At 54.3% G+C, this 14,039-nt stretch carries 11 protein-coding genes; 7 read left to right on the top strand and 4 right to left on the bottom strand.

All coding sequences use genetic code 11. The annotated features are described in order from the left end of the window. Nucleotides 1–99 precede the first annotated feature (99 nt). Both E6C51_RS09220 and soxR read right to left on the bottom strand, forming a co-directional pair. Nucleotides 100–1,410 carry a D-alanyl-D-alanine carboxypeptidase gene (locus E6C51_RS09220; protein ID WP_146931369.1) on the bottom strand — a complete coding sequence of 437 codons (1,311 nt, stop codon included), beginning with the start codon at nucleotides 1,408–1,410 and terminating at the stop codon, nucleotides 100–102. A 279-nt stretch (nucleotides 1,411–1,689) separates the two neighbouring features. Next, nucleotides 1,690–2,172, bottom strand: a complete 483-nt coding sequence (soxR, locus tag E6C51_RS09215) for a redox-sensitive transcriptional activator SoxR (protein ID WP_190235736.1) — start codon at nucleotides 2,170–2,172, stop codon at nucleotides 1,690–1,692. An 85-nt stretch (nucleotides 2,173–2,257) separates the two neighbouring features. Between soxR and E6C51_RS09210 the strand changes: the two genes are divergently transcribed. Both E6C51_RS09210 and E6C51_RS09205 read left to right on the top strand, forming a co-directional pair. Then, nucleotides 2,258–3,700, top strand: a complete 1,443-nt coding sequence (locus E6C51_RS09210; RefSeq protein ID WP_190235735.1) for an MFS transporter — start codon at nucleotides 2,258–2,260, stop codon at nucleotides 3,698–3,700. Between the two features lie 59 nt (nucleotides 3,701–3,759). Then, nucleotides 3,760–4,794, top strand: coding sequence for a polysaccharide deacetylase family protein (locus E6C51_RS09205; RefSeq protein ID WP_190235734.1), 1,035 nt, complete (start codon nucleotides 3,760–3,762; stop codon nucleotides 4,792–4,794). 1 nt (nucleotide 4,795) lies between these two features. Here the strand turns inward: E6C51_RS09205 and pdxH are convergent, their stop codons facing one another. Beyond that, nucleotides 4,796–5,416, bottom strand: a complete 621-nt coding sequence (gene pdxH / locus E6C51_RS09200; RefSeq protein ID WP_190235733.1) for a pyridoxamine 5'-phosphate oxidase — start codon at nucleotides 5,414–5,416, stop codon at nucleotides 4,796–4,798. Nucleotides 5,417–5,478: 62 nt separating this feature from the next. On the opposite strand from pdxH, the gene E6C51_RS09195 reads away from it, so the two are divergent. The 4 genes from E6C51_RS09195 (at nucleotide 5,479) to E6C51_RS09180 (ending at nucleotide 9,603) form a co-directional block, all read left to right on the top strand. Continuing rightward, nucleotides 5,479–5,928 (top strand): RT0821/Lpp0805 family surface protein, encoded by a 450-nt coding sequence (locus E6C51_RS09195; protein WP_269141822.1) that lies wholly within the window; start codon nucleotides 5,479–5,481, stop codon nucleotides 5,926–5,928. Nucleotides 5,929–6,350: 422 nt separating this feature from the next. Further along, the gene (locus tag E6C51_RS09190) at nucleotides 6,351–7,655 is read left to right on the top strand and encodes a J domain-containing protein (RefSeq protein WP_190235732.1); all 1,305 of its coding nucleotides are present in this window, start codon (nucleotides 6,351–6,353) and stop codon (nucleotides 7,653–7,655) included. A gap of 278 nt (nucleotides 7,656–7,933) precedes the next feature. After that, on the top strand, nucleotides 7,934–8,752 hold the full coding sequence (fabI, locus tag E6C51_RS09185) for an enoyl-ACP reductase FabI (RefSeq protein WP_146931388.1): 819 nt from the start codon (nucleotides 7,934–7,936) through the stop codon (nucleotides 8,750–8,752). Between the two features lie 254 nt (nucleotides 8,753–9,006). Next, complete coding sequence (locus E6C51_RS09180) at nucleotides 9,007–9,603, top strand: histidine phosphatase family protein (RefSeq protein WP_190235731.1); 597 nt, start codon at nucleotides 9,007–9,009, stop codon at nucleotides 9,601–9,603. Nucleotides 9,604–9,858: 255 nt separating this feature from the next. On the opposite strand, the gene E6C51_RS09175 is transcribed toward E6C51_RS09180, so the two are convergent. After that, on the bottom strand, nucleotides 9,859–10,119 hold the full coding sequence (locus tag E6C51_RS09175; RefSeq protein WP_146931396.1) for a DUF1344 domain-containing protein: 261 nt from the start codon (nucleotides 10,117–10,119) through the stop codon (nucleotides 9,859–9,861). An 882-nt stretch (nucleotides 10,120–11,001) separates the two neighbouring features. On the opposite strand from E6C51_RS09175, the gene E6C51_RS09170 reads away from it, so the two are divergent. Continuing rightward, nucleotides 11,002–13,944 carry a bifunctional diguanylate cyclase/phosphodiesterase gene (locus E6C51_RS09170; RefSeq protein ID WP_230987156.1) on the top strand — a complete coding sequence of 981 codons (2,943 nt, stop codon included), beginning with the start codon at nucleotides 11,002–11,004 and terminating at the stop codon, nucleotides 13,942–13,944. The last annotated feature ends 95 nt before the right edge of the window (nucleotides 13,945–14,039 follow it).

The raw sequence follows: 14,039 nt of genomic DNA, 5'->3' as shown, positions 1-14,039 counted from the left end.
GTTACAGCGTCCTTTGTGCGTTTTATAAAACGCACGGCGCTGTAGAGAGGGCTCGCCAGCAGTGACAAAAGACGCGGAATAATAAAGACCGAAAGGAGTTTAGCCGCGTGCGGGCATCAACACGCAATCATAGCTGCTTTTGACCAGACGCTCGCAGGCGTTTTGCGCTTCATCCTTGTTGGGAAAGCCGGTGAAGCGGGCGCGATAGACCGTCGATCCATTGTGCGTATAGGCTTCGGTGTAAATATCACGCTCTGCCAGCGGGCCGCCGATCTTGTCGCGGATCGATTGCAACAGGCTCATGGCTTTTTCAGCGCTGGGTGCCGCTGCAATCTGGATCTGCCATTCGCCGTCGCGGGTCAATGGAATGGGCTTCAATGGACGTGGGTGAGCCGTGCGGGCAACGGAGCCGGTGATCATGGCTTCGGTTGCAGCGGCGGCGCTGTTGCTGGTGCCGCCAGCGTAAGCATTGCCAAAGCGTGATCCGAGGATCGGTGCATCAGCATCAGCAACGGTGATGGTTTCTGAGCGGTCAACGGGTTTTGGAATATTGCCACTGGCCTGGGCAATGACAATCGGAGCCGTTGGTGTGGCGCTGGCAATCAGGGCATTGCCTTCTTGCGCTTTGGACAGGTTGGAGGTGATGAGCTTGGCCATCAGGTTATCACGGCTTGCGGCGGTGCGGCCGCCCATGACCACGCCGATCACACGGCGATTGCCATCGGAATAGGCGCTCACCAGATTGAAGCCGGAGGCGTCCGTATAGCCTGTCTTGATGCCGTCAATGCCTTTGAGGCGATACATGAGATTGTTGTGGCCATTGATGGTGCGGCCACGAAAATTAAAGGAGCGCGTGGCGAACAGGTGATATTCGCGCGGGAAATCGCGCAACAGCGCCACGGCCAGCGTCGACATATCGCGCGCGGTGGTAATCTGGCGGGTGTCTGGCAGGCCGGACGCATTGACAAAAGTCGTATTGGGCATGCCGAGCTGACGGGCCTTGGCCGTCATCATGGCTGCAAAGCCCTCCTCGGTGCCACCCATTTTCTCGGCAAGAGCGGCGGCAGAGTCATTGGCTGAGAGCGTGATCATGCTCAATATCGCTTCGCGCACGGTGATCTGATCACCCTCTTTCAACCGCAACTTGGTTGGATGTTGGCGTGCAGCATGTTTGGAAAACGGCACCGGGCTGTCCCAGCTCAACGTGCCGCGACGAATGGCGTCAAAGGCCATGTAGATCGTCATCATCTTGGTGAGGGAGGCGGGATGGTTCAAAACATCCGCATTTTCCGAGAAAAGAACACGGCCGGTTCGTGCATCGAGAAGAAACTGCGCACCGCCAGCCGATGCTGGTGTTGCGATTGCGCTCATCGACAAAAACATCAAAAGCGCGACCAAGATCCTGTTCATACGGACTCCGAACTGACGACTGTAAAACTTCACTAAAGGACCCCAAGTATCTCAACAAAGAGCATCTCAACAAGCATAAATGCTACACCTGCCTCACCACAAAGAGGTTTGATGCATCTCAAACGGTGCACCCAACTTCAACGTGGTCCGTGATTTCTCCTGCGCAACGCGCATCTCAAACCGATTCCGGTTTCAGGCGTGTCGCAGTAGCCCCAAAATGAGGCAGGAATAGTTCAACGCCATCATCTTGCCCAATATCATTAACGAAAGGTTGCGCAATTATGGCAACTCTGTGGAATCTGATGGGTTTCCCGATCCGTTCTCATAGCTTTCCACCAATAAAACCGCACCGCTTCCTCTTTGCCCTGCCTGGTCGTTCGCATTGAAGATATTGCAATGCGTCATCGACAGGCAGCCGCAGCCAATACAGCTGCCCAGATCATCGCGCAACCGGCTTAACAGGCGGATCCGCTGATCCAGTGTTTCGGCCCAACTGGACGCCATTTTGCGCCAGTCTTCCTTCGAGGGCGTGGCCCCCTTGGGCAGCCCTCCCAGCAGAGTTGCCACCTCGGCAAGCGGAATGCCCAACACCAGCGCAGCGCGGATAATTGCCACCCGCCGCAACACGTCTCGGTCATAACGCCTTTGATTGCCGGAGGTGCGATGCGACGAGATAAGCCCCTTGCGCTCATAGAAATGCAGAGCCGAGACAGCAACGCCGCTGCGGCGCGCCACATCCCCCACTGTCAAACCGCTCATCATGTCATTTTTCCTCTTTACCTCAACTTAAGTTGAGGTTGTAGCGTGACGGCGAGTGATATGCCACACCCGATTTAAGGAAAATTTTATGGCTGAAATTCAAGATGTTATGGATAATAGTGCGTCAAATTCACAGAACCACCCCGCCGGTCACTGGAAGGCACTGTTTGGCCGTCCATATCGGATGACCACGCTGATGCTGTGCATTGGTGTTGGCCTTTATGCCTTCAACGCCTTTCTGGTGAGCACCACCCTGCCCTCGGCGGTGAGCGAGATTGGCGGTGCACGGCTTTTGCCCTGGGCCAGCACGCTTTATCTCGCCGCCTCCATTGTCGCCGGGGCCAGTGCCGCAATGCTCAAATCCCGCATGGGGGCGCGCAATGCCCTGATCGGCACCACGATTATTTTTCTGCTGGGCACGTTGCTGGCCGCCCATGCGTCTTCCATTGCAGGCGTCATTGTTGGCAGAATCTTGCAGGGCCTTGGCGAGGGCGTGGTGGCCGCCGTGTGCTACATGCTGATCCCTGAAATTTATCCCCGCCATCTCATTGCCAAAGTCTTTGGTCTGGAGGCCTGTGTGTGGGCCTTGGCAGCCTTTGGCGGGCCGGTGCTGGCGGGCGTTGTGACGGAAACCCTCTCATGGCGCGCCGCCTTTTTGATCAACATCCCCATTGTTGCCATATTTTTGGCAACTGCGCTCTGCGTTCCGGCCCGCCCGCCGCTTCAAGCGCTCAAAAGCGCCATCCCGGCAGGCCGGTTAAGCTTGCTGCTGTTTGCCTTCATTCTTTTGCTCGCAGCCAATTTGACGGCCCTGACCATCTCCCGCAACACCATGATCGGGCTGGCTATGGCGGCTCTGGTTCTCTTCGTTGTGCTGGATGAATCTGCACTGGAATCGATTTTGCCCTGTAGTGCGTTTTCCTCGGCCACCGCCGTGGGCTTTGGCCTGTGGAGTGTTCTGCTGATGCCCTTTGCGCAGGCAGCCAGCGGTGTTTATCTGGTCTACAGCCTGCAACATCTGTGGCATATGGGCCCCACCACCGCTGGCACCATGGGCGCATTGATTGCGCTGAGCTGGAGCGCCACGGCCATTGGCGTTGCCAATATTGGCAGTGGGCGTGTGCAAAAGGCGCTGATTGTCGCAAGTGTTGCGGTGGAAGCCTGCGGACTGGCCGGAGTGGCCTTCGCCATCCTTCATCCCTCTTTGCCTTTGCTGACCCTGTCGCTGATTGCCATTGGCGCGGCCTTTGGCATGGGCTGGAGCTTTCTCAACCAAACTCTGATGATGGCAAGCCCGGAGGGTGAGCGAGACAAGACATCTGCGCTGCTGCCCACCTTGCAATCGGCGGGCTATGCTCTGGGGGCGGCCTTTGCAGGTCTGGTTGCCAACAGCTTTGGCTTTTCAGAAACGGCGACCGATCCGGTGGTAGGTCATGCAGTCGCTGCCAGCTTTTTCTTCGGGTTTGTCGCGGTCTTGCCAGCCATTGCCACCTCTGGCTTGATGCTGCTAAAGCTGCACACAGACGGATAGAGGACAGATGGCAGAGGGGCTTTCAAGCCCCGGCCTGATGGGCTGGAATTTTGAGCACAATGAGCAAGGCGAGCATCAGACGCAAGGTTATTGCGGGCGGATTGGCAACAGCGTCAATCATGCGGCAGCTCAATCTGATGCAGGATGCCCGTGGTTACGGTACCATTTTCACGCTGCACCATGTTCGTCCCTATCAGGCAAAAGAGCCAGACCCAAACCGCCATCTTGAAATCACGCCACAGTTTCTGGCCACAGCGCTTCGAACCCTGTGGCGGGAAAACTATGAATTCATCCGGCTGGATCAGGTGCCGCAGCGTCTGGCGGCCCCCTCCTCCCGGCCTTTTGCGGCTTTCACGCTTGATGATGCCTACCACAACACCAAAACCATGGCGCTGCCTATCTTTGAGCATTTTGAAGCACCGTGTACGGTTTTTGCCTGTCAGGGCCTGTCCAATCGCAGCCATACACTATGGTGGGAGACGCTGGCTGCATTGGTGCGCAAGGTCGATCACTTCGAGTTCTCGCTCAATGGTGTCACCACCGCAATCTCAGCCCAAACCCCCGCGAGCAAGCAGCAGGCGTTTGACCAGATTGCCCAGCGCATTGCTCAATCTGATGAGGCGGACGCCATCCATGCGCTCAACGCGCTGGCGCTGCATCACGGCATCAACAGCGTTGAGATGGTGGAGGCTGCCATTCTATCCACCGCCGAATTGCGCGATTTCGCAAGCCATCCTCTGGTCACTTTGGGTGCCCATAGTGTCAGCCATCGCGCTTTGACCAGACTGAGCGATGAGGACTTGGCGAATGATATTGTTGCGTCCGTGGATTACATTGAGGGTGTGACTGGCCAGCGACCGACCAGTTTTGCCTATCCCTACGGCGATGCCCGCAGCGTGGATGACAGAACCGCAAATGCAGTGCGCGATGCAGGCCTGAGACTGGCCGTCACCACCAGGCCGGGCACGCTCAATGCCCGCCACCAGACAGCCCTTTACACATTGCCGCGCATTTCGCTCAACGGCTATTTCCAGACGCCGCGACATGTTACTGCGCTGGCGTCTGGCATTCCCTTCAAACTCTTTGGTCAGTGACCTACGGATACATCCGCACCTTTGACCACGGCTGATCGACGCTGGCACGGCGAAATTCCACCCGGTCATGCAGCCTGAATTTTCCATCCTGCCAGAACTCGATGGTTAAGGGCTTGATGCGAAAACCCGACCAATGGGGTGGGCGCGGAATATTGCCCAGCGCATAGCGCGCCGTATATTCGGCCACCGCTTTTTCCAGCGCAAAGCGGCTTTCCAGCGGCCGCGACTGTTTGGAGGCCCAGGCTCCGATGCGGCTGCCGAGCGGCCGGGTCTGGTAATAGGCATCGGCCTCTTCGTCGGACACCTGCTCGACATCACCGCGCAAACGCACCTGTCGGCGCAGCGATTTCCAGTGAAAGCACATTGCGGCTTTCTTTTGCGAGAGAATCTCCGTACCCTTCTGACTCTCGAAATTTGTGTAGAACACAAAACCACGTGTATCAAAATCTTTCAGGAGAACCATCCGGACATTGGGCAGGCCCGTTTCATCCACCGTCGCCAGCGCAACGGCGTTGGGATCGTTGATTTCCTTGGCTTTCGCGTCGGTCAACCATGTCTCAAACAAACCAAAAGGATCATGAGCGTCGACGAAGTCACCACTTATTAACTCATTTTGCGACATATTGTGTTAAATACTCCCAAAATGCGCGCGCATGACGCACCGCATGAAAGACAGGATTGGTCTTGGAAGACATAGCAAAGCCAGATCGATACAGAAAGAGACGCACACCGGCTGGCGTACACTTTTCTGTTGTCGCGGCACTATGCCTCATGATGAGCGGCTGCGTTGCCAGCACGCTCGATTTCAGCGACACCGCCAAGGTTGATCGCTCGATCTCGACTGGTTCCATCCCACTTGAGCCGGAAAAAGTCGCTGATCAAGACACCATTCGCAATGCCGTTTCCTCCGCCGACCTCGGCAGGCTGGGCAATAACCCCGTACCGTGGGCCAATGCCTCTACCGGCAGCGCAGGTGTGATTACCACTATTGCCGAAGACGTTAGCTCCGGCGTGGTGTGCCGCGCCTTTGTAACCAGCCGTCACGCTTACGACGGTATTGCCAAATTTTATGGCCGCACATGCCTGGTCGGCAACGGTCAGTGGCAATTGGTAAACTTCAGCCAACAATCCTGAAGCCCTTGCGGCATAATTTTCAGCCCCTGGCTTTTGAGCATTCGGGTGAAATTAAATCAAGTTTTACCATATTGATACAAATGCACCGTGCCCTATATCGATTCAAGAGAGGGGGGCTGGATTACTTTTCCGCGCAGTTATCTTCATAATTGTCTTTTGCAAACAAAACCTTGATGGAAGATTGATAAATTAGAATAACGCGCCATAATGTCTTTTGCTGGCAAGTTGCCCCCCTGCCATTTCTGAGGGGAGTAACCTCCAGTTAGCTTCTTCTTCCTAATGTTATTGGATAAGGCCGCAGACAGATGATCAGAGCATTGTTTGCGGCAAACTTCGAAGTTGTTACGCTTGCCGTAAAGATCATGGCGCAACCACAAGAGGAACAGTCAGTTTAACCGCTTTTGTATTTGGTTGGTGTTAAAATGCGCGATCCATATTCCATTCTTGGCGTCCGACGTGATGCAGGCTCTGAGGAGATCAAGGCCGCCTGGCGCTCAAAAGCGAAAACCTCTCATCCTGACCAAAATCAGGATGACCCCAATGCAACGCAGCGCTTTGCCGAGATTGGCCAGGCCTATGACGTGCTGAAGGACAAGGACAAGCGCAGCCGTTACGATCAACGCCTTTCTCAGATGGAAGCCATGAAGCGCGAACAGACAATCATGCAGCAGCGTGAAGAAGCCCGCGCGGCCGCTCTGCGTGCAAAGCAGGCCAAAGCCAATGCCGATCGCATCATGGCCGATCTTGCCCGGATTGAAGCCGAGCGCGCCAAAGCCGAAAAGGCTGCGGAAGCATTGAATGTCAAGGTCGAAGCTGCGCGCGCCAAGGCCAAGGCGGCCGAAGCACAGGCATCAACGGCTGCCAATGCGCAAGCGAACGCTCAGGCAACCAGTCAAGCCACCAGTCAGGCCACCAATCAGGCCACCAATCAGGCCAGCTCCAAACCCAACGGCCCGCAGGCACCATCGGCACCCGGCAATTCCACATCAAGTAGCGCGTCGTCTGATAAGACCGGCGCGGCCACAGGTGGCAACACCAGCACTTCAAACGATGCAGCGCATGCAAGTGTCGCGGACGAAAGCGCAGCATTCGCCCCTCATGATGAGGGCAAAAAGCCGGAAGACGACACACAAGCGCAAAGCCGAACCTTTGGCCTGCCAGTTATTGAATTGATCACCTCCCTTGTGCGTCGAATGCGCAAGCCTGCGCCGGTGATGGAAAAGGCACCCGACATCACCGTCGAGGCCACCATTGCCGTTGAAGATCTCTTGCAGCAAAACACCATCAGCCTGCATCTGAGCGACGGCAGAGATGTCAGGCTGCCGCTTGAGCCGGGCCACACCGACGGCAGCATTGTGCGAATGGAAGGCCGGGGACTTAAAGTGCCTGGCATGCACACCGGCGACCTCATGGCAACGCTTCGAGTCTTGCGTGGCGGCCCCTTCACGGTTGACGGCTATGACATTCACCGCACTCTGAATCTGCCGTTGGAAGATGCGGTCCTTGGTTGCGAGACGCAGATAGAAGGTCCGTCCGGTCCGGTCACAATCACCATTCCGCCGTGGAGCGGTTCTGAGCAACCCATTCGCCTCGAAAATCTGGGATTGCCGAGTGGTCCCAATCAGCGCGGTGATCTGGTGGTGGATATCCGCATTGTGCTCTCAGAGAAGCCGAATGAGAAACTGAAAGACCTGATGAAGGTGATAAAGCATGGGCTTTTCCTCTGATTGACAAAGGGGAAACGCTCTGCCGTCTTCTTCGTTACGGCACAATTCCTTCAATCGGAATCGATTTAAGGTGGAAATTATGCAGCAATTCGGGGGCTTCACATCGCGTTGCGTTTAACAAAACGCAAAACACGCCTTTGAGTTGCAAAAGCCCCGTTTATTTCGGTTCCGCACAGTATTTGTTGCGCAGCAGCCCTTCTGAGCCCTCCGGTATAGCTTGAACAGGCGGGCAGCCTATGCCATAGGCAAGACCAATCGAAAGTCTCAAGGAGCAGAGCATGGCTCAAGTATCGGGCCTCATGGCAGGCAAGCGTGGCATCATTATGGGTGTTGCCAATAATCGCTCTATTGCATGGGGTATTGCGAAAGCCTGTCGAGAAGCCGGAGCGGAAATTGCGCTCACATGGCAAGGCGACGCTTTGAAAAAACGTGTCGAACCGCTGGCAAAGGAACTCGATGCCTTTATGGCCGGGGATTGCGATGTCACCGATCTGGCAAGCGTTGATGCGGTTTTTCAAAACATCGAAGACAAGTGGGGCAAAATTGACTTTGTCGTCCACGCCATCGCGTTCTCTGACAAAGACGAATTGACCGGTCGTTATCTCGATACCACCCGCGAAAACTTCGCCCGCACCATGGACATTTCGGTCTACTCATTCACGGCCGTGGCCAAGCGCGCAGAATCTGTGCTCAATGACGGCGGCTCGATTTTGACGCTGACCTATTATGGCGCGGAAAAAGTCATGCCGCACTATAATGTCATGGGTGTGGCAAAGGCGGCCTTGGAAGCCAGCGTGCGCTATCTGGCCGTAGACATGGGCGGTCGCGGCATTCGCGTCAACGCCATTTCCGCAGGCCCCATCAAGACTTTGGCCGCCTCGGGCATTGGCGATTTCCGCTATATCCTGAAGTGGAACGAATATAATTCGCCACTGAAGCGTAACGTGACAACCGATGAGGTTGGCAGCTCTGGCCTTTACCTGCTGTCTGATCTTTCCACCGGCGTCACCGGCGAAATCCACCACGTGGACAGCGGCTATCATACAGTCGGTATGAAGGCGGTTGATGCTCCGGATATGTCGGTGGTCAAGGAATAGGATTGCCTGCGTTCTAGAGTCTGTCAGGTTCAAATTGAACCAGACCAGACCCCGATGGCTGTTTGGCCAGGTGCGTTCTCAGAAAAGCCGGTTACGGCTTTTCTCTTAAAATTTTGCAGTTTGGTTTGCGTGTTGGGCAAAAGGCTTTAAAGCTTTCAATCTGCTTCATATTTTTCTTGTTAAATCGATTCCGGTTTCAGAAATTATGCGCTACGATCTGTGGCGTTCCAACATTCAGGAAGGTTTGTCTGCCTGTGCTTCTCTATGTTATTCGTCATGGTCAGACGGACTGGAATGCTGAAGGCCGCTTTCAGGGCCAAACGGATATTCCGCTGAATGAGACCGGACGCGGACAGGCGACGCAAAATGGCGCACTTCTCGCCGCAGTGCTTGGCGACACCACATCCCACTACGACTTTATCGCCTCCCCTCTGGGGCGCACACGCGAAACCATGGAACGTTTGCGTGCACAAATGCAACTCGATCCAACAACCTATCAGTTGGATGACCGGCTGAAAGAAATCTGCTTTGGCGATTGGGAAGGCAGCACCACCGAAGAGTTGAGAAAACAGTTTCCCGATCGCGTCAAACAAAGATCGCGTGGCAAATGGGATTTTCTGGCTCCCGGCGAACACGCAGAAAGTTATGAGATTCTCTCCTGGCGCACCGGAGCATGGCTTGCAGCCCTGAAGCGGCCTACAGTGGCCGTCACCCATGGCGGCGTTATCCGCAGCTTCTTTCGCCTGATCGGCAACATTGCCCCGGATGACGCTTGCAGCATGCATATTCCACAGGATCGGGTGCTGAAAATCGATCTGGAACAGCGCCAATTGCAATGGCTTACTGCATAATTCCTTAAATCGGAATCGATTTAAGGTGAAAATTATGCAGCAGCTAAAATGTTTTACAGCGTCCTTTGTGCGCCATATTTGGCGCACAAAGGACGCTGTAAAACACCATAACGGCCCCAACCGGCATGGCGTTGTCAATTTTATCTCTGCGAAAAGAGCAAGCGAGGATCGGCCAGTCTCCTCAAGCCGGGATCTAATGCATGTGTGCGTCACATGGGGTTCACGGTGCTGTAAAGCCTTTGACTGCGACAGGCTTTAATTCAAGACCTGGATATCGTCGAGCACGCGCACACCATCCACCACCGTGTAATAGACAATCACCTTCACACCAGCGGAGAGGCCTTCAAAATTAAACTCTGCCGGCAACGAATAGGTCTTGCCGTCTTCGAGCGTGATCGTCAATTTCTGGGTGTTGATCGATTTGATTGTCGATTCAACATCGGCGCTCTGTGCGGCCATTGACATGGGTGCAACGAAATAAAATACAGCCATAAGCATTGCAATCAGGATCGGCATACCTTGGTTCCCGTTATTCGTCTCGCTACATGAACCTTTGAGCACCACATATCCTGAGCAAAGGTCCGTTGTAGCTGTTTATATTCGCTGCATAATTTTCTGTTTAAACAGATTCCGGTCCATGAACCTGTTCCATTCATCATAAAGAGTAATCATGAAATGTGGCAGATTTCATTGCGTAATCTGCCCCACCACCGCATGATTTCCACATATCCTTTACAGCAAAGCGCGCCCTATCAAGCGCATGAACACCTCGCCCAGCCCACTGCATAACGCCTCGAAGCCATTCCAGCGTGAGGAATGACATGAACGTGTGGACAAGTGGCTCCATCCACAGGTCGCCCCAGTTCTGGCAGGTCCAGGTTCTGAAAAGCCCGACAACAGAGATTGTACACGATGGTATGCGATTTTTCGTCTTGATAAACAGCACGCCGGGATAGGCTTGGCAACGCCCCAAAAAAAGTCTTCCGCACCTTAAAATCAACGAGGCTAAATTAAGAATATTCCAAACAATTCAAAGCAGAATGCTCAAACGGAACATCCTTCAAAATACTATAGATTAAAAAACCAAACAGATTTCACATTAATATAAATTTGAATAGTTCAAAATATAACAACAGATGACGAAAAATCACTTCGGTGTAAAACACAGAGTTTCGAGCAGAAATGGCCACCCGATTGGAAATGAAATCGCTGGAAAAGATAGATTTCCCCAACAAGCAGATTTTTTTGATTCTGGGCCTGGCGCTTGCATGCGTTTTTTACACATTAATCTACATTGATCGTCTCAATACGAATACCGACCTTACGGCCTCCCGGAAATATGCTCAGAACCAGCTTATCGAGGTTGAATCGCTCCTTTCCGTTTATATTGACCGGAATTTGGCAACTCTCTCGGATTTGGCCAGCGCCACAACTGGCGTCACTGACTCTTTGGCGCTTGATGCCGACAGGCTGAACAGCGCGATCTTGCAGAGCAATCCGCATTTTCTCTCTATCTCGATGATTGAGGATAATGGCAACGAGAGGAAATGGGCGCGCGACGCCACCAGTCCGAACTCGGAAACTCCAACCTCCGAAACGCCAACCTCCGAATCGGGAGCTCCAGCCATTGTCACCGCGCCAGAAACACCGGGCGTTCGAATTCTGCCCAATGGCAAGCTGCAACTGGACGCTATCTCACCCGCCAACGCCGCGCATCATCGCACGATTGTCCGTGCCATTCTCGATGGTTCGACATTCGTTGCCAATGCGTTGAAACACAGAACAGACCTGCAATCGCATGCATCACCCCCGCTGGACATTCTGGTCGGCACCCGGCTGGCTAACGACGCCGATGGCACCACCCTTCCGCTGTGGGGACCGGCTGAACTGGCGGATGATGTGGTGGAGAGCCGCAACATTCCGCTCGCGAATGGCTCTTTGCACCTGATCGCCCGCCCAAAGGGAGGCTGGAGCGGTGCAGGACCGGACACCGACGCCTTCCGGCTCACGCTTGTCGCTGTGGGACTGGCGCTTGCAACAATCTTTTCCAGCATTGCCCTTTTGTTGGTGGAGCGCAATCGCAACAGACAAAACCTCAAATTGACGCAGGAGCGCCACCGCATTCTGGCCAAACGATTTGAGCTGGCCATGAACAGTTCAAACATTGGCATATGGGAGCTGGACGACGGTGATAATACCATCCGCCACGACAGCCGCGCAACGCAATTGCATGGATTGAGCGCGGTTCATGCCAACACGCATGATTTAAACAGCTGGCTTACGGCCGTTCACCCCAATGACCGCAGCAAGGTTGAGCAACACCTTTTGCGCTGCCGCGAAAGCGACAAGGCGGTTGTGGAAGAATATCGTATTGTGCTGCAAGATGGGAGCAAGCGACATATCCGCTCCGTTGGAGCCTATTCCAATCAAACCGGAAACGAACAGACTTCCCCCGGACGTGTTACTGGAATTTTGCTGGATATTACCTCCGATGTAGTCATGCAGGACGATTTGCGTGCCGCCAAGGAAGGGGCTGACATCAAGAATGCCGAGCTGGAACTGGCACTGGACGATCTCTCCGCGCGCGAGCAGCAGCTTGAAGAACTCTCAGAACGGTTTGAGCTGGCGCTTGATTCCTTTACCTGCGGGGTCTGGCAACATGATTTTTCAACGATGCGCACCGTTTGGGATGAGCGCATGTATCAATTGTACAACGTGCAGCCAAACGGGCCTTACGTGACAGAAACCGAGTGGCTGCAAAGTGTCCATCCACAAGACGTGCCTGAGATTCTGGAAGCGGCCAGAGCGGCAACAGAAGAAGGAACCCGCATTGACGGCACCCATCGCGTTCTGCTGAAGGGTGGCACAATTCGCTACGTGCGCTCGATTGGCCAATTGCGCGTTGACCGAAGTGGCGGCCGAAAGCTGAGTGGCGTCAGCTTTGACGTGACCGCAGACGTGCTTTTGACCGAAGAATTGCGCAATGCCAAAGCCGAGGCGGAAGCCCGCAACATAGAGCTGGAGCTGACCAAGAACCGCATTGAATACAATGCCTTGCACGATCCGCTGACAGGGCTTGCCAATCGCCGCAAATTTGACCGCGAGCTGGACGCCTTGACAGCTCTTGCCAAGGTAGGGCGTCCTCGCTTTACCATTCTGCATCTGGATCTCGACCGTTTCAAGGAAATCAACGACACTTTGGGCCATGCGGCAGGCGATGCCATGCTGGTCAATGCGGCAGAGGTGCTGAACCGTCACGTCAACCACACCGATCTGGTAGCCCGGATTGGCGGTGACGAATTTGTGGTGCTGCTGCGCGATGTGGTTGATGAGCAAACTGCTGCTGATCTGGCCTCCCGGATTATCAAGGAAATGAATATTCCTTATGATTTTGAAGGATTTACCTGCCGTTTCGGCGTCTCCATCGGCATTGCGGCTTCCAAGGCTGCCAAAGCGGATGCACGAAAAATTCTGATTGATGCCGACCTTGCGCTCTATGAGGCCAAGCGCAAAGGCCGAAATCGCTATGAGTTCTTCACTGAAAGCCTGCAAGCCAATATTGTCACCTCACGGCGGGTTGCCGACGAGTTGCTGACCGCGCTGGAGCGGGATGAAATCACGGCATTCTACCAGCCACAATTTTGCGCCAACACCATGCAGTTGATTGGTGCGGAAGCACTGGTGCGTTGGCAGCACCCGGAACGCGGCCTGTTGCCAACCATTTCTTTTTTGAAGGTGGCCGAGGATCTCAGCATCATGGCGCAGATTGACAAGATCGTGCTGGATTGCTCATTGCGCGACCGCATGCGCTGGACCGCATCCGGCATTATTGTGCCGAAAATTTCAGTGAACGTGTCATCAAAGCGCCTGCATGACACCAATCTCGTTGAGAGCCTGAAAGGATTGAGCATCACGCCAGGCTCCATTGCGTTTGAGCTGGTGGAATCCATCTTTCTTGACGACAATGACGAGACGATCACCTCCAACATCAAAACTATCAAAGAGCTGGGGATTGATGTGGAAATTGATGATTTTGGCACCGGCCATACCTCGATGATCAGCCTGCTCAAGATCAAACCGAAGCGTTTGAAAATCGACCGGCAATTGGTGATGCCGATTATCGAGTCTGACCGCGAGCGCGCTTTGGTCAAATCCATCATCGAGATTGCCCGGTCTCTGGGCGTTGGCACCATTGCAGAAGGGGTCGAAACACAGGCCCATGCCGATATTCTACGCGATCTCGGCTGCGATCTGTTGCAAGGCTATGCCTTTGCGCCTGCGCTGTCTTCTGATGATTTTGCCGCTTTTGCACTGTCGCAAAGCAAGCGTCATGCCTCATAAGCCCGCACCACGTCTGCTGATCAGGGCGGCAATTGTTGCGGGATGCGCGAAAATGATTTCGGTTTGAAAAATTATACAGTAAGAGTGACACTCCA

This window comes from Gillisella terrae (genome assembly GCF_004801395.1).
Taxonomy (GTDB): Bacteria; Pseudomonadota; Alphaproteobacteria; order Rhizobiales; family Rhizobiaceae; genus Allorhizobium; species Allorhizobium terrae.
Note: the sequence above shows the minus strand (reverse complement) of the source record. Positions and strands in the feature narration are given on the sequence as shown.